Source organism: Sphingomonas mesophila (genome assembly GCF_003499275.1).
Taxonomy (GTDB): Bacteria; Pseudomonadota; Alphaproteobacteria; order Sphingomonadales; family Sphingomonadaceae; genus Sphingomicrobium; species Sphingomicrobium mesophilum.
In genome coordinates this window covers 1,764,220-1,782,612 of the sequence record NZ_QWDF01000001.1, presented here as the reverse complement: position 1 = coordinate 1,782,612, position 18,393 = coordinate 1,764,220, and the positions used below count along the sequence as shown (strand labels likewise).

The window sequence follows — 18,393 nt, the reverse complement described above, 5'->3', positions numbered from 1 at the left end:
CTCAATGGCGCGGGCCGACGAGCCCGAAGGCGGCGCCCTGTGGATCGATCCCGACCAGCGAATATTCGCCGCCGGGGATCTCGATCGGCTCCTGGACAATGTGTCCGCCGCCATCGCGCACCGCGCTCGCCGCGCGGTCGATGTCGTCGACCCCGATGTAATAGGTCCAGGCGCTGACCGGCATCTGCGGCATTTTGGGCATGACCGCGCCGATCATCGTCGCGCCGTGATTGACGAACTGGTATTTGCCCATCTCCCCCATGTCCATGTCGCCCTCCTGCCCCCAGCCGAAGTGGCGGGCGTAGAAGGCGATCGCTCCGGCCGGATCGGTGGTGGCGAGCTCGTTCCACCGCACGTGCTGCGGCTGGTCGACCGAGAACACGTCGCTGCTTTCGCCGCTGGCGCCGCGCATGACATAGAGGGGAACCCCTTGCGGGTCGGCGACCAGCGCCACCCGGCCGACGCCGGGAATGTCGAACGGCGGCATCAGCGCCTTGCCGCCGTCCTCGCTCATGGCCGTGACGGTGGCGTCGACATCGTCGACCCCGACATAGCCGAGCCAGGCCGGCTGCGCGCCGTGGCTGCGCATCTCCTCGCTCAGCGGCAGGATTCCACCGGCGTTACGACCGTCGGCGCGGCCGATCATGCGGTAGCCGTTGGGAAAGTTGGACTGCGCCTCGACCGTCCAGCCGACGACCGCGTCATAGAAACGCTTGGCGCCGTCGACGTCAGGGCTGAGGAGCTCGTACCAGACGAAACTGCCGTGGGGATTAGACATCGATACCCTCCATCGAGCTGACGAACGGCTTGAACCCGCCCCAGAACATGCGCTTGCCGTCGAACGGCATGTCGCCGCCCGGCTGCATCTCGGGGTCGGCCATGATCTTCTCCCAACCGGCGTCACGGGTCGCCTTGTCGGGCCAGATGACGAACGAGAAGACGACGTTCTCGCCCTCCTCGGCCTGGACGGCGCGGAAGAAGTCGGTGGTGTGGCCGCGCTCCAGCCCGTCGCCCATGGCCTCGACCGACCCCAGCGCCCCGAACTCGCGCGCCCTGGCAGCGAACTTCTGGGCCATGTCGCGATACGGCTCAGGCTGATCGTCGCGCATCGGCAGGACGAAACCGTCGATATAGCTCATGCTGGTTCTCCTTGAGGCTGGTGTTCGGCGAATGTCGCGAGCTGGTCGGCCAACGCGCGCTGGAACGCGGGGCGCGCTTCGCCGCGGGCGAGATAGGGGCCGAGCACAGGGTGGGCGTTGACGAGGTCGGTCTGGCGCAGGTTGCGCAGCACGGTGACCATCAGGAGGTCGCCGATGGTGAAGCGGTCCTCGAGCCACTCGCGGGTGCCGAGCCAGTCGGCGACTCGCTTGAGCTTGAGGCGCGCGAATTCCTCCGCGCCCGAGCGCCGAAGCTTGGCCCATTCCTGGTCGGCGTAGAAGATGTCGATCAGCGAGAAATTGGTGATCGCCGGCTCGACGCTGTTGAGCGCCGCGAAGCACCACTGGATGGCGCGCATGCGGCCGACCGGGTCGCGCGGCAGCAGCCGCTCGTCCTTCTCGCCGATGTGTTGGACGATCGCCCCGGTCTCGAACATCAGGAGCTCGCCCTCGCGATAGGTCGGCACCTGGTCGAACGGCTGCTCCTTCACATAATCGGCCGGCCGTTCGAAGCCGAGCAGGCGCACGCGATAGGGCAGGCCAATCTCCTCGAGCGCCCAGCGCAGCCGCTGGTCGCGGACCAGTCCGGCGGCGAACGGCGGCACCCAGCGGAACGCTGTGATCTCGATCTCCGCGGAGGGGTCGATCGGCACGTCAGGCGGCCTTCGGTCGAAGCAACGGTAACGGCAACATTTTAACCTCCACGACTCGATTCGCTTGAATGTTGGACCCGAAAGTCATAATTAGCAACCGTGCAGTTAGAAAAGATAACCAGAGTGCGTTCAGGCGAGGCGAAGCGCAGCTATGACGACGCCTGCGGGACGGCGCATGGGCTCGAGCTGATCGGCGAGCGCTGGGCGCTGCTGGTGCTGCGCGAACTGATGCTCGGGCCGCGCCGGTTCGGCGATCTGCGCGCCGACCTGCCGGGAATCAGCGCCAATGTCCTGACCCAGCGGCTAGCCGAACTCGAGCAGCGCGGGCTGGTGGTGAGGAGGCGCCTGCCTCCGCCCGCCAGCGTGCAGGTCTATGACGCGACCGAGTGGGGGCGCGAGGCCGAGCCGATCGTCCAGGCGCTCGGCCGCTGGGCGGCGCGCTCGCCGCGCCACGACCCGACCTTGCCGATCAGCGGCGTGTCGATCCTGCTGTCGTTCCGCACCATGATCGATGCCAAGCGCGCCAAGGGCATGGACGCCCGCTTCGGCTTTGTCTTCGGCCAGGACCGCTACATCGCGCGGGTGCGCAAAGGCGGGATCAAGGTCGCCCGGGCCGGCGAGGGCGATTTCCACCGCTGCGACGCAGTGTTCGATGGGGCCCCCGCAGCCCTCGCGGCCATCGTCTACGGCGGCCAGCCGCTCGACCTCATCGAGGTCCGCGGCGACCGTTCGGCGGCGGCCCGGTTCATCACTTTGTTCCAGCTTCCGCCGAAGGTCGCGGTTGAGGACGCCGCCGCTCTGGCCTAAGCGCAAAGCCATGACCGACATCCCCAACGTCACGCTCGACAGCCGCTCCGACACCATCCTCGCCGCGCCCGACCGGATGGTGAAGGCGCGCGACGCATTTGGGCTGGATAGCGACATGGAAGTGCCGGCGTTCAGCGAGGCCGACGAGCGCGTGCCCGATCTCGACCCGGCTTATGTGTTCGATCCCGACACCACGCTCGCGATCCTCGCCGGCTTCGCACGCAACCGGCGGGTGATGATCCAGGGCTATCACGGCACCGGCAAGTCGACCCATATCGAGCAGGTCGCGGCGCGCTTGAATTGGCCGCTAGTGCGAATCAATCTCGACGCCCACATCAGCCGCATCGACCTGGTCGGCCGCGACGCGATCGTGCTCAAGGACGGCCAGCAGGTCACCGAATTCCGCGAAGGCCTGCTGCCGTGGGCGCTGCAGCATCCGGTCGCGCTCGTGTTCGACGAATATGACGCCGGCCGGCCGGACGTGATGTTCGTCATCCAGCGCGTGCTCGAGACCGAGGGCAAGCTCACCCTGCTCGACCAGAACCGCGTGATCCGTCCCAACCCGTGGTTCCGGCTGTTCGCGACGACCAACACCATCGGGCTTGGCGACACCACCGGCCTCTATCACGGCACGCAGGCGATCAACCAGGGCCAGATGGACCGCTGGAACATCGTCTCGACGCTCAACTATCTGCCGGCCGAGACCGAGGCTCGGATCGTTCTCGCCAAGTCGGGCGAATACGACAGCCCCGATGGCAAGGCGGGCGTCGACAAGATGGTCAAGGTTGCCGAACTCTCCCGCCAGGGTTTCATCAACGGCGACATCTCGACCGTCATGAGCCCGCGCACGGTGATCAGCTGGGCGCAGAACACGCTGATCTTCGGCGACGTCGGCTACGCCTTCCGGGTCAGCTTCCTCAACAAGTGCGACGAGAGCGAGCGGCCGCTGATCGCCGAATATTACCAGCGGGTGTTCGGCACCGATCTGCCGGAGAGCATCGCGCACAGCGCCTGAGCGATGGCCGCGTCCTCCCTCGACCGCTTCCGCGCCGCGCTGGCCAGCGCCGCGCGAGCCATCGCCCGCGACGGCGAGGTCGAGGTGATCTTCGCGTCGGAGCAGGGCAATCCAGCCGCGGGCAAGGTGGCGCGCGTGTCCTCGCCCGGACCATCGCTCGAGCCGCGGCTGGTGGCCGAGGCGCGCGGAGCGGCGGACTCGCTGGCGCTTCGCCTGCGCCATCACGACGCCGCGCTGCACAACAAGGGTGCGCCGCTCGACAGCGATGCGCGCGCGGTGTTCGACGCGCTCGAGACAGCGCGCGTCGAGGCGCTCGGCGCGCGGGCGATGCGCGGGGTCAGCGACAATCTCCTGTCCCACGTCGAGGCGCGTACCCGGCTCGACGCGATCGGCCGTGCCCGGAGCGCCGAGGAAGTGCCGCTGGCAACCGCGCTCGGGCTCGTCGCGCGCCAGCGGCTGACCGGCGCCGAGCCACCCGACAGCGCGCAATCGGGCCTCGCCTTGGTGCGCCCGTGGATCGAGGAGAAGGCCGGCGCCGAGCTCGATGCGCTGGCGCTCACCATCGACGACCAGTCGGCCTTCGCCGAGCTGTCGCGGCGGCTGCTCGAGGATCTCGGGCTCGAGGCCCAGTCCGACCGTGTCCCCGAGGAGCCCGACGAGGCCGGCGGCGACGATGACGACGGCGAGGGCGACAGCGCCGACGAGGGCGAGGACCAGGACCAGGCGGCCGGCGCCGACCAGGGCGAGATGGAAATGCGCTCGGACCGCTCGGAGGAAGGCGATGGCGATGCCGAAGCCGACGACCAGTCGTTCGACGAGGGCGAGCCGACCAGCGCCGACGACGGCGGCGACGAGGCCGCGGCCCGTTCGTCGCGGCGCAACTGGCCCGACGAGCCAACTAGTGATTATCGTGCCTACACCGAGCGGTTCGACGAGATGGTCGCCGCGCCGGAGCTCTGCGACGACGAGGAGCTGGTTCGCCTGCGCGCCTATCTCGACCAGCAGATCGGCCGGCAATCCGCTCTGGTCACGCGGCTCGCCAACCGGCTCCAGCGGCGGCTGATGGCGCAACAGGCGCGCAGCTGGGACTTCGACCAGGAGGAGGGGTTGCTCGACGCCGCCCGGCTCGCCCGCGTGGTCGCCTCACCGGCCCATTCGCTGAGCTACAAGGTTGAGCGCGAGACCGACTTCAAGGACACGGTGGTCAGCCTGCTGATCGACAATTCAGGTTCGATGCGCGGCCGGCCGATCGCCATCGCCGCGATGTGCGCCGACATCCTCGCCCGGACGCTCGAGCGGTGCGGGGTGGCGACCGAGATCCTCGGCTTCACCACCCGCGCGTGGAAGGGCGGGCAGAGTCGCGAGGCGTGGCTGAGCGAGGGGCGGCCGCCTAATCCGGGCCGGCTCAACGATCTTCGCCATATCGTCTACAAGCGCGCCGACGAGCCCTATCGCCATGCCCGCAAGAGCCTCGGGCTGATGATGCGCGAGGGTCTCTTGAAGGAGAATATCGACGGCGAGGCGCTGCTGTGGGCGCACCGGCGGCTGCTTGCGCGGCCCGAGGAGCGGCGCGTGCTGATGGTCATTTCGGACGGTGCGCCGGTTGACGATTCGACCGCCTCGGCCAACGGCGGCACCTATCTCGAGCGCCACCTGCGCCAGGTCATTGGCTGGATCGAATCGCGCTCGTCGGTGGAATTGTCGGCGATCGGCATCGGCCACGACGTGACGCGCTATTATGCGCGGGCGGTGACGATCATGGACGCCGACCAATTGGGCGGCGCGCTGATCGATCAGCTCGTCGCCTTGTTCGACCGCACGTGAAGAGAATGCCCCGGGAAAACTTGGGGCCGGGGCGATTACGCACCCCGGCCCCCCTCGTTACGCGACGCGAGGGATTTTTTGCAACGAGGAAAAAGGGGGAAACCCCGTCGTTGCAATGACTTATGCCCGATTCGCAATTCCGGCAGCCTGAACGGCGCGTGCAGCCGATGTTCAGCAAATCGAGCATTTTCAACATGTTGGCGCTGCTGGCGACAATCCTCGCCGGCCATCTGTGGCTTCGCGCCAATCGCCCGCCGCTCAATCTGTCGCCGTCGCGGCCGAATGTTCACTGGGTGCCGGTCGAGCTGCCGCAGGTGGAAGACGGATCGGCGCGGTTGGTCGGCGCGTGGGCGCTACGCAGCGACGATCCGCGGGCCGGCGGCTTTTCCGCACTCGCGCTCGACCGCGGAAGATTGCTCGCGCTGTCCGACAGCGGCGTCCTCGTGTGGCTGCCTTTCCCGGGCCAGGCAGGTCCGGCAGAACTGCGCCCGTTACCGGCCGTGGCGGGCAATCCGGCGACCAAGATCGGGCGCGATTCGGAAGCGCTCGCACGCGCCGACGACGGCTGGTGGACCTCCTTCGAGCAATCGCACCAACTGATCCGCTACGATCCGGACTTCCGGCGCGAACTCCAGCGAATCGCACTCGATGCGCGCGGATGGCGGAAGAACCGCGGAGTCGAGGCGGTTGCCGCCGGTCGCGAGTTGCAAATCTATGCGGAAGACCGCGGCGTGTCGGACGCGGCGGCCTTGCCCGACGGTCGGATCGCGCTGTTGAAGCGCGGCTGGGGGCATGGCGGCTTCACCGCGGCCGTCGCCGTGCCGGGGTCGGCCGATATCGCGCTCGATCTCGGTCCGCTCGACAATGTCGAGGGGCTAGCGGCGCAGCCGCTCGCCGGCGGAGCGACGCGCCTGTGGGTCGTCACCGACAATGACAACCGCCGCTGGCGGCGAACTCTGCTGATTGCGGTCGACCTCAAGCCGACCCGCTAGGCTCAGGCCTTGGCCGCGGCCGCGGTCTGCTGCTTGGCGAGCTCGCGCTTGAGCTTGCGCGCCTTTAGGCTGAGCTTGTCCTCGCCGGTCTTGGCGAGCCAATTATCGAGGCCGCCGACATGCTCGACCGAGCGCAGACCATGGGTCGACACCTTGAGCTTGACGCTGCGCTCGAGCGCGTCCGACATCAGCGTGACGTTCTGCAGATTGGGCAGGAACGTGCGCTTGGTCTTGTTGTTGGCGTGGGAAACATTGTTGCCCACCTGCCGGCCCTTGCCGGTCAGCTCGCAAACCCGCGACATGGTCTCAATCCTGATTTAAAGGCGGGCACCGCAAGGGTCCCCGGAAAGCGCAGCCCGATAGCTTCGCCGGGCCGGGACGTCAACCGCGCCGGTCGAAACCGAGGCAACCCGATGGCCCGCGCGGGCGTTTGCCCTAACATATGTCATAATAGGAGAGGCCAGTGCGCACCTTGTTCCTGATCCTGATCATCGCCGTTTTGGCGGTGATCGCGGCGATCGCGACCAATTTCCTCAATATCAACCAGACCCGCGATGCGCAGGTGCCGCGCGTCTCCGCGACCGAGAATGGCGTGACCGCGAGCGGCGGTCAGGCTCCGGCGTTCGACGTCCAGACCGGTACGGTGTCGGTCGGCGCCCAGCCGGCCAATGTCACCGTCCCGCTGCCGCGCGTGACGGTCAACCCGCCGGCCTCGACCAACCAGGCCGCGCCGGCCACTCCGCCGACGGTTCCGGGCAACAGCCAATAGCGCCCGCGTGACAGGGCGCCGCGTTGGGATTAGCGCGGCGCCATGCCCGCCCTTCCCGCCTTTCCGCTGCCCCGGCCGATGCGCCGCGCGCTCGATCTTGCGGCGGGCGCTGCGGCGAGCGGCGAAGTGCCGGTCGGCGCTGTCGTCACCAGCGGCGAGACGATCCTCGCCGAAGCCGCAAATGCGATGCGCGGCAGCAACGACCCGACCGCCCATGCCGAGATCGTCGCGATCCGCGCCGCCGCCGCCGCGCTCGGTTCGCCGCGGCTCGACGGCTGTACCCTGTGGGTGACGCTCGAGCCGTGCGCGATGTGTGCCGCGGCGATCGGCCTGGCGCGGGTCGACAAGCTGGTGTTCGCCGCCGACGACCCCAAGGGCGGCGGAGTTGAGCACGGCGCGCGCATCTTCGCCCAGCCGACCTGCCATCACCGGCCGGAAGTCGTGGGCGGGGTCGGCGAAGCCGAGGCCGCAGACCAGCTCCGCCGCTTCTTCGCCGACCGCCGAGTTTGACCCGATCGCCAATCGTCGCGCTTGTCGGCAGGCGGCACCTTTGGCACTAGGGCCTTCACCGCGATGAGCGACACCCTGCTGCCCTTCCCCTGGCTCGACCTGGTCCTGATCCTCGCGCTCGTCGCCCTCAACGGCGTGCTGGCGATGAGCGAGATGGCGATCGTCTCGTCGCGCGAGGCGCGGCTTCGGGCGATGGCCAAGAACGGCAGCAAAGGCGCGGCCTGCGCGCTCGAATTGTCGGCCGAGCCCGGCCGCTTCCTGTCGACCGTGCAGATCGGGATCACGCTCATCGGCGTGCTCAACGGCGCCTTCTCCGGCGCCACGCTGAGCGCTCCGGTGGGCCAGCGCATCGCAATGCTCGGGATCGAGCCGGACACCGCGCAGAGCATCGGCTTCGGCCTCGTCATTCTGCTCACCACCTATGCCAGCCTGGTGATTGGCGAGCTCGTCCCCAAGCAATTCGCGCTGCGCTCGCCCGAACCGATCGCGGCGATCGTCGCCCGGCCGATGGTCTGGCTCGCCAAGCTGACCGCCCCGCTCGTGTGGCTGCTCGACATTACCAGCGCGGCGATCTTCAAGGCGCTCGGCATGAGCCGCGAGAACAAGAATGTGGTGACCGCGGAGGAGCTTCACCTGGTCGTCGCCGAGGCCAAGACGGCCGGCGTGCTCGAGGAAAGCGAACGGGCGATCATCTCCGGCATCGTCCGGCTCGCCGACCGCCCGGTGCGTGAGGTGATGACTCCGCGCACCGAGATCGACTGGGTCGATGTCACCAGCAACCGCGATGAGATCCGCGCCGCGCTCCAGTCGACTCCGCACAGCCGGTTGCCGGTGGCGCGCGGCTCGGTCGAGGAGATCATCGGCGTGATCTCCACCCGCGACCTCCTGATGACGGTGCTCGACGGCGGCGACATCGACTTGTCGCAGCTGGCGCGCGAGGCGCCGGTCATTCCCGATTTGATGGACGCGATGGACGCGCTCGCCGTGCTCCGCTCGGCTGACGTGCCGCTCGCCCTGGTCCACGACGAATATGGCCACCTGGACGGGATCGTCACTCCGGGCTCGATCCTCGCCGCCCTTGCCGGCGCCTTCGCCAGCGACCTCGAGCATGACAACGATCCGCCGTGCGTCGAGCGCGACGACGGCAGCTGGCTGGTGTCGGGCGCGGCCAATGCCGATCTGCTCGCCGACCGGCTTGGCGTCGCGCTTCCCGCCGAGCGCGACTATTCGACCGTCGCCGGCTTTGCGCTCGAGGTGCTGCGCCACCTGCCCGACACCGGCGAGACGTTCGAGTTCGACAATTGGCGCTTCGAAGTGGTCGACATGGACGGCCGCAAGATCGACAAATTGCTGGTCAGCCGTCCGCCGCGAAGCCGTTCCGCCGAGGCCGCGGCAAACGCCTGAACGCCCCGCGCGACGCGGGTGTGGCCGGTTTGCAACGGAAACGGGGGAAACGGCGGACGCCCGTTTCCAGCATTCGAGATTGCGTTATAGAGGCGTCCTGGATCCGCACCACTTGGGTGCAAAAAAGGGGAGTCCGCATGCGCAACTATCTTCTCGCCGCGGTGGCGGCCGCTGCGTTGACCTCGCCGGCCATGGCCCGCGAGGACTCGCTGTATGTCGGCATCAACGGCGGTGTGATGCTGGTCGAGGACACCAGCCTCGACTTCGACACCGACGATTTTGATGTCTTGCCGAGCGACCTCGACGTCGACGACGCGATCATCATCGATCACAACCTCGGCTACGACATCGACCTCGTCGCCGGCTACGATTTCGGCCCGGTCCGCGTCGAGGGCGAAATCGCCCACAAGCGCGCCGGCATCGACGAAGTTCAGCTCGACGTCGACTTCGTCCCGTCGCCCAACCCGACCGAGCCGTACGACGCCTCGGGCAGCCTCAGCATCTTCTCGATCATGGCCAACGCCATGCTCGACTTCGGTGACGAGGATAATTGGAGCGGCTACATCGGCGCTGGCGCCGGCTATGCCAACGTCCGCTACAGCCTCGACATCGACGACACCGACTTCGACGAGAGCGAGCGTGACAGCTCGTTCGCGTGGCAGGTCATCGCCGGCATCCGCAAGGCGATCAGCCCGAACCTCGACCTCGGCCTGAAGTACCGCTTCTTCAACGTCTCGAAGCTCGAGTTCAACGACGATAGCGATGGCTTCAACTCGACGCTCGACGGCCGGGTCAAGACGCACAGCCTGATGCTGAGCCTGATCTACAACTTCTTCACCCCGGCACCGCCGCCGCCTCCGCCGCCGCCGCCGCCGCCGCCTCCGCCGCCGCCCCCGGCGACGCAGACCTGCCCGGACGGTTCGGTGATCCTGGCGACCGAGGCGTGCCCGCCGCCGCCGCCGCCGCCGCCGCCGCCGCCAGAGCCGGAGCGCGGCTAACGCCGGGCTGCCGATCCTTCGGTAGCGCAACATGATCGGGCCCGCCGGAGCGATCCGGCGGGCCTTTTCATTTTTTCGAAGCGAACGCTCACAGTTCGCAAGTGAGTTGCATAAAGCAACTGTCAGGAACCAATTATCGCTCCGGTCATTTCCTGTTCCGAACGCAGTTTTTGAAAAGGACGAGGGAAATGAAGTCGCTAGCGCTTGCGCTTGCGGCATCGGGGATGATTGCGCTTGCCGCCCCGGTCGCCGCGACTACCTGGCTCGAGACCCCCGAGGCGCGCAGCGCCGCCGCCGAAGCGGCGGACGTCGCCCGCACCGACATGATTGCCAAGTTCGGCACCGACAGCCTCAAGCCCGGCCATTATCTGTGGGACAAGGACGCCGGCTCGAGCGGCGCGCCGCGGGTCGTCGTCAGCCTCGACGACCAGCTCGCTTACCTTTACCGCGGCGACGAGCTGGTCGCCGTCTCGACCATCTCGAGCGGCAAGCCGGGCAAGGACACGCCGACCGGAATCTTCCCGATCCGCGAGAAGAAGGCGATGCATCACTCGCGCAAGTACGACAATGCGCCGATGCCGCACATGCAGCGGCTCGATGATTACGGCATTGCGCTCCACGCCGGCCAGATCCCGGGGCACCGCGCGTCGCGCGGCTGCGTTCGGCTCCCGGCCGCTTTCGCCGCCAAGCTGTTCCGCGAAACGCGGGTCGGGACGCCGGTCCTGATCGGCGCCTAGATCCGGCCGAACTTGGCCTCGAAGCCATCGCGGTCGCCGCGCGCGAGATAGTCGGATTGCTCCACGATCTTGTCCCGCGCGAGGCGGCCGCGAAACGCGCCTAGCTCGGCGTCCAGCGCCTCGACCTGGCCCGGCGACAGCCGCGCGATCTGGTCGAACCTGACGATCCCGCGTGCATTGAGCATCGCCGCCAGCTTGGGCCCGACGCCCTTGAGCAATTGCAAGTCGTCCGGCGGCCCCGACGCGCCGGGCAATTCGGCATGGACCTGCGCGCTCAGGATGTCGCCGGTAACATCGCTCGCCGCCGCCGCGGCCTCGTCGGCCACTCCCTTGCCCTCGCCCGCGATCATGTGCGGCCGCACCGGCCCCTCGTCCGACAGCCGCACCCGCTGGCGCGGACGAAACAGCAGGAACAGCAGGACCAGCGCGGCGATCACCGCAAGCGCGATCAGCAGCGGGGAGTCGGTGAGGTCGGACATCAAGGCTCCTTTCGTGACGGCCAGAAGAACAATCGCCCGCTGACCAGCCCGATCAGGAAGGTGACCAGGATCATCGGCCAATAAGCGGACAGCAAGGCGAGCATCAGAGTGGCTCCCGCCGCGCGTAGAAGACGATCGCGGTCGTCGTCAGCCCGATCAGGAAGGCGGCGATCGCCAGCCCGATCGCCTCGACGATCATCGGCAGCGGATAGCGCCACAGGCTGCGCGACGGCGACCAGCGCGCCTCGCCGATGCCCGGAATGTCCTCGGACAGCCGGACCAGCTCGCGGCGCTGGAAGTCGTCGGCCGGGCCGCGCAGCACGATTCGCCGCGCGACCGGGTCGCGCTGCACGCGGCCGCTCACCTGCCGCATCTCGAAATAGTCGAGCATCTGCGCCAGCTCGGCTTCCGATCGCCCGATGAAGCGGTCCGCCGCCCCGCCCGGCCCATGCCACAGCACCGCCGAGGCCACGCTCGCCGCAAGGCCGATCGAGAACGCCACATTAGGCCGCATGGTCACGCTCCAGCTGGCGCCAGCCGATGTCGCGGCGGCAGAACCCGTCCGGGAAATCGATTGCGTCGACGGCCTGATAGGCACGGTCGCGCGCGTCGGCGAGAGTGTCGCCGAGCGCCGTCACCGCCAGCACCCGCCCACCGGCGGCGAGCAATGCGCCCGACGAATGCGCCGCGGTGCCGGCATGGAACACGCGCACACCGTCGATCCGCTCGGCCGTTGCAATCCCGTCGATCGGCCCGCCCCGCGCCGGGTCGCCGGGGTAGCCACTGGCCGCGACCACCACGGTCATTGCCGCTTGCGGGGACAGTTCGGGGGCGGAAAATTCGCCGCCGGTGGCGACGGCATACAGCAGCGCCGCGAAATCGCCGGCGATGCGCGGCACGATCGCCTCGCACTCGGGGTCGCCGAAACGGACATTATATTCGATCAGCTGGGGCCCGTCGGCGGTCAGCATCAGCCCGGCATAGAGCACGCCGTTGAAAGGTGTGCCCGCCGCCGCCAGCGCCCGTGCCGTCGGCAGTACGATCTCGTTCATCGCCCGCTGCTCGAGCTCGGGCGTAAGCACCGGCGCCGGCGAATAGGCGCCCATCCCGCCGGTGTTCGGCCCGGTGTCGCCGTCGCCGACCCTTTTGTGGTCCTGCGCGCTGGCCAGCACGACCGCGTGGCTGCCGTCGACCAGCGCGAACAGGCTGACCTCCTCGCCGTCGAGGAATTGCTCAATCACCAGCTCCGTGTCGCCCGCGGCGCGCACCGCCGCCTCGGCCTCGGCGCGGGTGGCGGCGATGGTCACGCCCTTGCCGGCCGCGAGGCCATCGTCCTTGATGACGACCGGCAGGCCGAAGCGGTCGAGCGCGGCGAGCGCGTCGTCGACCGTCCGCGCGCGAACGAACGCCGCAGTCGGGATTCGCGCGCGCTCGCACAATTCCTTGGTGAAACCCTTCGAGCCCTCTAGCCGCGCCGCCGCGGCGCTCGGCCCGAAGACGGCAATGCCCGCATTCCGGCACGCGTCGGCGACGCCCGCGACAAGCGGCGCTTCGGGCCCGATCACCACCAGCTTGACGTCGCGCTCCTGCGCCAGCGCAACCACCGCCGCGCCGTCGCTCGGATTGATCGCAATGCATTCGGCCCAGCGTGCGATGCCGGGGTTGCCGGGTGCGGCGATCAATGTGGCGCAGCTCGGCGATTGCCTTAGCCGCCACGCCAGCGCATCCTCGCGGCCTCCCGATCCCAGCAGCAGGATGTTCATGGATTCTCCCGGCCCAGGCCCCGACGACCCCGCCGGACTGTTAGCGAAGGTCGCGAGCGGCGACAATTCGCCGCCGCTGAGCGTCAGCGAATTGTCCGGGGCGCTCAAGCGCACGGTCGAGCAGGCGTTCGGCCACGTTCGCGTGCGCGGCGAGATCTCGGGGTGGAAGCGCCACGCCTCTGGCCATTGCTATTTCACGCTCAAGGACGACGGCGCCTGCATCGACGCCGTGCTGTGGCGGACCAGCGCCGGCCGGCTTCAGTTCGCGCCCGAGGACGGGGTCGAGGTGATCGCCACCGGCAAGCTCACCACCTATCCCGGCCGCTCCAAATATCAGGTTGTGGTCGACCGGCTCGAACTGGCCGGGGAGGGCGCGCTGATGGCGCTGCTCGACCGGCGTCGCCGGGCCCTGGCGGCGGAGGGCCTGTTCGACCAGGAGCGCAAGCGGCCGTTGCCGTTCCTGCCGCGCACCATCGGCGTGGTCAGCTCGCCGACCGGAGCGGTCATCCGCGACATCCTCCACCGGCTCGCTGAGCGTTGCCCGACCCACGTATTGCTGTGGCCGGTGCCGGTCCAGGGCGAGGGGGCGGCGGAGCGGGTCGCCGCCGCGATCCGCGGTTTCCAGGCGCTCGACCGGCCGCCCGACCTGCTCATCGTCGCCCGCGGCGGCGGCTCGATCGAGGACTTGTGGGCGTTCAACGAGGAAGTGGTGGTGCGTGCCGCCGCCGAATGCCGGATCCCGCTGATCAGCGCGGTGGGTCACGAGACCGACACGACATTGATCGATTTCGCCGCCGACCGCCGCGCCCCCACGCCGACCGCGGCGGCGGAGATCGCCGTGCCGGTGCTGGCCGAGCTTGCCGCGACGATCGCCGGGCATGGCGAGCGGATCGCACGCTGCACGGCGCGTCGGCTCGAAGAGGCCGGCGAGCGCCTGGCGCGCTCCAGCGAGCGTTGGCCGCGCCCCGAGGCGCTGTTCGAACCGGTCGCCGCGCGGCTGGCCGATCCGGCGCTGCGCCTGCCGCGCGCGCTTGCCGCCCGCGCCGCCCACGCCCGCGCTGATCTGGGCGTGAGCGCTGCTCGTCTTCGTCCCGCACTGCTCTCCGACCGCTCGGAACGGCTGCGCGAGAAGCTTGCGGGACTGTGGCGGCTGGCCGAACTCGCCCATCCCGATCGTCCGCTGGAAAAGGGCTTTGCGCGCGTGACCGACGATTCGGGCCGCACCCTGACCAGCGCGGCGGCCGCCGGCCAAGCGGCGCACCTCGGCCTGCGCTTCGCCGACGGGGCGATCGGCGCCACTCCTGACTCGGTGGCGGGCGGGATTGAGCCGCCGCGGCGTTCGGCGTATCGCGGCGCCCGGGGCGGCCCCCAGCCGCCGCAGCCGGGACTGTTCGACGAGCGCTAGAGGATGTCACTTCGATGCTGATGAGCGGCAGCGGGCGCGAAGCCCGGGTGCATTATCTGGCCGGCACGTTCCGGATCCTCGCGACCGGCGATCATGTTCGCTGCGCCGTTACCGGCGCTGCGATCGCGCTCGAGGACCTGCTCTATTGGTCGGTCGAGCGGCAGGAACCCTATGTCGACGCCGCCGCCAGTCTGGCCGCCGAACGTCGCGCTCAGGGCCTCGCGGATCGCTAAGCACACCGTTGCGCTAGAGTGTGTCCGCGCTGTCACACTCCCTTAACAAAAGCTGTCCGGGGGGGAGAGGGCGCTGGACAGCCGCCACCCTTTTCAAGCTAAACGGCTCTCACGTGGGGGTGGATTACGCCCATGAACCAGCGGTGTTGGGCGACCAGCGCCTTGATTCGGGAGATTGAAATGACGAAATCCAATTTGCGTGCGACTGCCGCGGTGCAGGCTCTCGCGCTTCTTGGCGCCGGCGCCATCGCTGCCCCGGCATATGCGCAAGCCGCCCCTGAGCCGACCACGCAGACCTGCCCCGACGGGCGCGTCATCGCGTCGACCACGCGCTGCGACGAGCCGGCCGGTTCGGCTTCGAACGAGACCCAGCCGACGCAGGACCAGCAGGCCGCCGTCGCCAATCCCGAAGATCAGGCCGATGAGGACGACGCGATCGTCGTCACCGGTTCGCGCATCGTCCGTCCCGACCTCGAGGCCCCGAGCCCGGTCACGACCGTCGATTCGGAGCAGTTCGACCTTACCGGTACGGTGACCGTCGAGACCCTGCTCAACGAACTTCCGCAGCTCATCCCGGGCAACACCCGCACGTCGAACAACCAGGGCGGTGAAGACTTCTCGACCCTCGACCTTCGCGGCCTCGGCCCGAACCGCACCCTGATCCTGGTCGACGGCGAGCGCGTGCCCGCCTCGTCGACCTCGGGCGTGGTCGACATCGGCACCATCCCGGCCGGCCTCATCGAGCGCGTCGACGTCGTCACCGGCGGCGCCTCGGCGGTGTACGGTTCGGACGCCATGGCCGGCGTCGTGAACTTCATCCTCAAGGACAATTTCGAAGGCCTCGAGGTCAGCTCGCAATACGGCATCTCGGATCACGGCGACGGCGCGTCGTTCAACATCCAGGCGCTGCTCGGCGGCAACTTCGCCGACGACCGCGGCAACATGACGTTCTTCGCCAGCTACTACACGCGTGAAGCCGTCGGCCAGGGCGACCGCGACGTCACCCGCAACGCCGGCCGGCTCTACCTCGACTACAACTACGCGACCGGCGAAGCGTTCTACTTCGTTCCGGATCACCTCGCTCCGCCGACGGCCTACACCAGCCGCTTCGGCGCCGACGGCGGAATCATCGCCATCGGCGGCGGCGTGGGCGGTTCGGGTACCCCGCCGCAGGGCATCATCTTCAACAACGCCGCCAACCCGTTCACGGGCCTCGCGGCGGCGGTCGGCGCGGTCGGCAACAACCGCTTCAACGCGGGCGTCGCCGACACCAACTGCGATGGCGTTCCGAACACTGCGGCGGTCAACGGCGGCAACCTGTCGTTCGATGACGACGGCAATCTGGTCCCGGCCGCGAGCACCGGTCTGTGCGGCTTCGCCGATCGCAGCACGGGTTCGAGCCGGTTCAACTTCAACCCGCTCAACTATCTCGTCACGCCGTACGATCGCTTCGGCATGGCGATGACGGCGCGCTACGACATCACCGACTACATCCGCCTCAAGGTCGTCGGCAACTATGTCGACACCCAGCAGATCGTGAACCTGGCGCCGACCCCGGCGACCGGAATCAACGTGCCGGTGACCAACGCCTTCATCGCGATCGGCACCGACGGCCCGGCGGGCAATGGCGCTCCGTGCGGAGTCGGCGTGTCGTGTAACCCGGACCTCCTGGCCGCGTTGCTGACCCGTCCGAACCCGGCTGCGCCGTTCTCCTACTCGCGTCGTTTCTCTGAAACCGGTCCGCGCGTCGGCATCTACAATTCGAAGACTCAGACCCTTCGCGGCACGCTTTCGGGCCCGATCGGCTGGGGCTTCAACTGGGATCTGACGGGCAGCTACGGCAAGACCACGGCCAACATCGAAGCGCGCGGCAACATCAACCTCACCGCCGTTGCTCAGGGCCTCAACAACTGCCCGCTCGGCTCGCTGCCGGGCTGCGTCCCGATCGACATCTTCGGTCCGAACACGCTGTTCGCCGGTTACGACCGCACCGGTCAGCCGGACATCGCTCCGGGCGCGCAGCTGTCGTTCGTCCAGATCGACACGCAGGAGCGTCGTGACTTCGAGCAGGTCCGTGTCGCCGGTAACATCACCGGCAACCTGTTCGAGCTCCCGGCCGGCCCGGTCGGCCTCGCCATCGGTGGCGAAGTCCGCACCGACCGCGGCGACATCGTCGTCGACGATGCGCAGCGCACTGGTAACATCTACGGCTTCAACGCCGTCCAGAACCAGTCGGGTAAGATCAACGTCAAGGAAGTGTACGGCGAAATTCGCGTTCCGATCCTCGCCGACATGTATCTGGTCGACGAGCTGTCGGTCGAAGCGGGTGCCCGCTACTCCGACTACTCGACCATCGGCGGCCTGCTGAACTACAAGTTCGGTGCGCAATACTCGCCGTTCGACTGGATGAAGTTCCGCGCGATCTTCAACAAGGCGGCCCGTGCGCCGTCGATCGTCGAGCTGTTCCTCAACGGTGACCAGGGCTTCCCGTCCTACGTCGATCCCTGTAACGCTGGCCCCGGCCGGCAGCCCGGCGCTCTGGCGATCTGCCAGGCGCAGGCCCCCGCGGTTGATTTCAGCAGCTTCGCTCAGATCAACTCGCAGGTTCAGGCGTTCGCCTTCGGTAACCCGGACATCAGCGAGGAAACCGCCAAGACCTTCACGGCTGGCGTGGTGCTGACCCCGAACCTTGGTCTCGGCCGCTTCTCGGCGACCGTCGATTATTACAAGATCAAGATCGAGGACATCATCACCGGCTTCGGCGCGGGCTTCTTCCTCGGCGACTGCTACTTCGCCGGCAACCTCGACTCGTGCGCTCGAATCACGCGTGATCCGGGCACCGGCCAGGTCACCGCGATCAACACGGCGACCGGGAACCAGGGCACGTTCAAGTCGAGCGGCGTCGACCTCGCGGTCAACTATGTGGTGCCGTTCGCCGATCTCGGCATCGGCATCCCGGGCCGCCTGCGGTTCCAGGAGCTGTTCAGCTGGAACGAGGAAATCAGCTTCGGTGGCGCCAACTTCTCGGGCGCCGGCGCGGCTGGCATCGGCGGCAACTTCCCCGAGTGGAAGTCGACGATGACCCTCGCCTACGACACGGATAGCTTCACGTCGCAGATCCGCTGGAACTGGCAGTCGGATCTCGAGGACGTCGGGCTCTGCAACATCGGCGACAACTGCGCCGAGGACGTTCCGGGCCTGAGCTACTTCGACTTGTCGCTGCGCAAGAAGATCGGTGACAACTTCGAGATCACCGGCATCGTGCAGAACCTGTTCAACCAGAAGGCCCGCAAGACGGCGGCCGGCTTCTTCGCGGAAGGCGGCACGGACATCTCCTACTTCACGCCGGTCATCCTGGGCCGCTACTTCACCATCCAGGCGAAGGTGAAGATGTAGTCCACGGTCTGCGGATCGAACTTTCGGCGGCGGGGGAGCAATCCCCCGCCGCTTTTTTATGCCGAGGCGCCGAGCGCAGCGGGGGCGAGCGAAGCGAGCACCGCTGCGCGAAGAGCCGCCGAAGGCCGGCCAGCCTGCCGCGCAGCGGTCAGGACTGACGTCACGGGATTACTCCCGTGACGGCCCTTTCTCGAGCCGCCGACGCAGCGCGTAGAGCCGGCGCAGGCCCGCCGACCTCGCGAAGCGAGGAT

At 68.2% G+C, this 18,393-nt stretch carries 19 protein-coding genes; 12 read left to right on the top strand and 7 right to left on the bottom strand.

Going from position 1 to position 18,393, the window contains the following annotated elements; genetic code table 11:
• Position 1: 1 nt before the first annotated feature.
• Genes D0Z60_RS08905 through D0Z60_RS08895 form a run of 3 tightly spaced genes read right to left on the bottom strand, consistent with a single transcriptional unit; the run spans position 2 to position 1,810 of the window.
• Positions 2-778, bottom strand: coding sequence for a VOC family protein (locus D0Z60_RS08905; protein WP_118857910.1), 777 nt, complete (start codon positions 776-778; stop codon positions 2-4).
• Positions 771-1,139, bottom strand: coding sequence for a DUF1428 domain-containing protein (locus D0Z60_RS08900; RefSeq protein WP_118857909.1), 369 nt, complete (start codon positions 1,137-1,139; stop codon positions 771-773). Before D0Z60_RS08900 ends, D0Z60_RS08905 begins: the two co-directional genes overlap by 8 nt.
• Entirely contained in the window at positions 1,136-1,810 is a 675-nt protein-coding gene (locus tag D0Z60_RS08895) for a glutathione S-transferase family protein (RefSeq protein WP_118857908.1), read from the bottom strand. The genes D0Z60_RS08900 and D0Z60_RS08895 overlap by 4 nt, the downstream gene beginning before the upstream one ends.
• Positions 1,811-1,933: 123 nt before the next feature.
• Between D0Z60_RS08895 and D0Z60_RS08890 the strand changes: the two genes are divergently transcribed.
• The 4 genes from D0Z60_RS08890 (at position 1,934) to D0Z60_RS08875 (ending at position 6,448) form a co-directional block, all read left to right on the top strand.
• Positions 1,934-2,617, top strand: a complete 684-nt coding sequence (locus D0Z60_RS08890; protein WP_240325592.1) for a winged helix-turn-helix transcriptional regulator — start codon at positions 1,934-1,936, stop codon at positions 2,615-2,617.
• Positions 2,618-2,627: 10 nt separating this feature from the next.
• Positions 2,628-3,632, top strand: coding sequence for a cobaltochelatase subunit CobS (cobS, locus tag D0Z60_RS08885; RefSeq protein WP_118857906.1), 1,005 nt, complete (start codon positions 2,628-2,630; stop codon positions 3,630-3,632).
• 3 nt (positions 3,633-3,635) lie between these two features.
• Positions 3,636-5,456: a cobaltochelatase subunit CobT gene (gene cobT / locus D0Z60_RS08880; RefSeq protein ID WP_118857905.1), complete on the top strand. Its 1,821-nt coding sequence runs from the start codon at positions 3,636-3,638 to the stop codon at positions 5,454-5,456.
• 167 nt (positions 5,457-5,623) lie between these two features.
• Entirely contained in the window at positions 5,624-6,448 is an 825-nt protein-coding gene (locus D0Z60_RS08875; protein ID WP_162888168.1) for an esterase-like activity of phytase family protein, read from the top strand.
• A 2-nt stretch (positions 6,449-6,450) separates the two neighbouring features.
• Here the strand turns inward: D0Z60_RS08875 and rpmB are convergent, their stop codons facing one another.
• The gene (rpmB, locus tag D0Z60_RS08870) at positions 6,451-6,750 is read right to left on the bottom strand and encodes a 50S ribosomal protein L28 (protein WP_118857903.1); all 300 of its coding nucleotides are present in this window, start codon (positions 6,748-6,750) and stop codon (positions 6,451-6,453) included.
• A gap of 161 nt (positions 6,751-6,911) precedes the next feature.
• On the opposite strand from rpmB, the gene D0Z60_RS08865 reads away from it, so the two are divergent.
• The 5 genes from D0Z60_RS08865 (at position 6,912) to D0Z60_RS08845 (ending at position 10,866) form a co-directional block, all read left to right on the top strand.
• The gene (locus D0Z60_RS08865) at positions 6,912-7,217 is read left to right on the top strand and encodes a hypothetical protein (protein ID WP_118857902.1); all 306 of its coding nucleotides are present in this window, start codon (positions 6,912-6,914) and stop codon (positions 7,215-7,217) included.
• 42 nt (positions 7,218-7,259) lie between these two features.
• On the top strand, positions 7,260-7,727 hold the full coding sequence (locus D0Z60_RS08860) for a nucleoside deaminase (protein ID WP_240325591.1): 468 nt from the start codon (positions 7,260-7,262) through the stop codon (positions 7,725-7,727).
• A gap of 63 nt (positions 7,728-7,790) precedes the next feature.
• Positions 7,791-9,131 (top strand): hemolysin family protein, encoded by a 1,341-nt coding sequence (locus tag D0Z60_RS08855; RefSeq protein WP_118857900.1) that lies wholly within the window; start codon positions 7,791-7,793, stop codon positions 9,129-9,131.
• A 137-nt stretch (positions 9,132-9,268) separates the two neighbouring features.
• Positions 9,269-10,129: an outer membrane protein gene (locus D0Z60_RS08850; RefSeq protein WP_118857899.1), complete on the top strand. Its 861-nt coding sequence runs from the start codon at positions 9,269-9,271 to the stop codon at positions 10,127-10,129.
• 188 nt (positions 10,130-10,317) lie between these two features.
• On the top strand, positions 10,318-10,866 hold the full coding sequence (locus D0Z60_RS08845; RefSeq protein ID WP_118857898.1) for a L,D-transpeptidase family protein: 549 nt from the start codon (positions 10,318-10,320) through the stop codon (positions 10,864-10,866).
• Here D0Z60_RS08845 and D0Z60_RS08840 read toward each other — a convergent pair.
• The 3 genes from D0Z60_RS08840 to purD all read right to left on the bottom strand — a co-directional run bounded on the left by D0Z60_RS08840 (position 10,863) and on the right by purD (position 13,108).
• Complete coding sequence (locus D0Z60_RS08840) at positions 10,863-11,345, bottom strand: hypothetical protein (RefSeq protein WP_118857897.1); 483 nt, start codon at positions 11,343-11,345, stop codon at positions 10,863-10,865. The two genes, D0Z60_RS08845 and D0Z60_RS08840, sit on opposite strands and share 4 nt — an antisense overlap.
• A gap of 103 nt (positions 11,346-11,448) precedes the next feature.
• Positions 11,449-11,859 carry a hypothetical protein gene (locus D0Z60_RS08835; protein WP_162888167.1) on the bottom strand — a complete coding sequence of 137 codons (411 nt, stop codon included), beginning with the start codon at positions 11,857-11,859 and terminating at the stop codon, positions 11,449-11,451.
• Complete coding sequence (gene purD / locus D0Z60_RS08830; protein ID WP_118857895.1) at positions 11,849-13,108, bottom strand: phosphoribosylamine--glycine ligase; 1,260 nt, start codon at positions 13,106-13,108, stop codon at positions 11,849-11,851. Before purD ends, D0Z60_RS08835 begins: the two co-directional genes overlap by 11 nt.
• Here purD and xseA point away from each other — a divergent pair.
• The 3 genes from xseA to D0Z60_RS08815 all read left to right on the top strand — a co-directional run bounded on the left by xseA (position 13,107) and on the right by D0Z60_RS08815 (position 18,142).
• On the top strand, positions 13,107-14,513 hold the full coding sequence (xseA, locus tag D0Z60_RS08825; protein WP_118857894.1) for an exodeoxyribonuclease VII large subunit: 1,407 nt from the start codon (positions 13,107-13,109) through the stop codon (positions 14,511-14,513). The two genes, purD and xseA, sit on opposite strands and share 2 nt — an antisense overlap.
• 14 nt (positions 14,514-14,527) lie before the next feature.
• Positions 14,528-14,746: a DUF2093 domain-containing protein gene (locus tag D0Z60_RS08820; RefSeq protein WP_118857893.1), complete on the top strand. Its 219-nt coding sequence runs from the start codon at positions 14,528-14,530 to the stop codon at positions 14,744-14,746.
• Between the two features lie 180 nt (positions 14,747-14,926).
• On the top strand, positions 14,927-18,142 hold the full coding sequence (locus D0Z60_RS08815) for a TonB-dependent receptor domain-containing protein (protein WP_118857892.1): 3,216 nt from the start codon (positions 14,927-14,929) through the stop codon (positions 18,140-18,142).
• Positions 18,143-18,393 lie beyond the last annotated feature (251 nt).

Coding starts and splice junctions, on each gene's coding strand:
- D0Z60_RS08905 (WP_118857910.1), bottom strand. CDS start 778: ATGTCTAATCCCCACGGCAGTTTCGTCTGGTACGAGCTCCTCAGCCCT.
- D0Z60_RS08900 (WP_118857909.1), bottom strand. CDS start 1,139: ATGAGCTATATCGACGGTTTCGTCCTGCCGATGCGCGACGATCAGCCT.
- cobS (WP_118857906.1), top strand. CDS start 2,628: ATGACCGACATCCCCAACGTCACGCTCGACAGCCGCTCCGACACCATC.
- cobT (WP_118857905.1), top strand. CDS start 3,636: ATGGCCGCGTCCTCCCTCGACCGCTTCCGCGCCGCGCTGGCCAGCGCC.
- D0Z60_RS08875 (WP_162888168.1), top strand. CDS start 5,624: ATGTTCAGCAAATCGAGCATTTTCAACATGTTGGCGCTGCTGGCGACA.
- rpmB (WP_118857903.1), bottom strand. CDS start 6,750: ATGTCGCGGGTTTGCGAGCTGACCGGCAAGGGCCGGCAGGTGGGCAAC.
- D0Z60_RS08860 (WP_240325591.1), top strand. CDS start 7,260: ATGCCCGCCCTTCCCGCCTTTCCGCTGCCCCGGCCGATGCGCCGCGCG.
- D0Z60_RS08855 (WP_118857900.1), top strand. CDS start 7,791: ATGAGCGACACCCTGCTGCCCTTCCCCTGGCTCGACCTGGTCCTGATC.
- D0Z60_RS08850 (WP_118857899.1), top strand. CDS start 9,269: ATGCGCAACTATCTTCTCGCCGCGGTGGCGGCCGCTGCGTTGACCTCG.
- D0Z60_RS08845 (WP_118857898.1), top strand. CDS start 10,318: ATGAAGTCGCTAGCGCTTGCGCTTGCGGCATCGGGGATGATTGCGCTT.
- D0Z60_RS08840 (WP_118857897.1), bottom strand. CDS start 11,345: ATGTCCGACCTCACCGACTCCCCGCTGCTGATCGCGCTTGCGGTGATC.
- D0Z60_RS08835 (WP_162888167.1), bottom strand. CDS start 11,859: ATGCGGCCTAATGTGGCGTTCTCGATCGGCCTTGCGGCGAGCGTGGCC.
- xseA (WP_118857894.1), top strand. CDS start 13,107: ATGGATTCTCCCGGCCCAGGCCCCGACGACCCCGCCGGACTGTTAGCG.
- purD (WP_118857895.1), bottom strand. CDS start 13,108: ATGAACATCCTGCTGCTGGGATCGGGAGGCCGCGAGGATGCGCTGGCG.
- D0Z60_RS08820 (WP_118857893.1), top strand. CDS start 14,528: ATGCTGATGAGCGGCAGCGGGCGCGAAGCCCGGGTGCATTATCTGGCC.
- D0Z60_RS08815 (WP_118857892.1), top strand. CDS start 14,927: ATGACGAAATCCAATTTGCGTGCGACTGCCGCGGTGCAGGCTCTCGCG.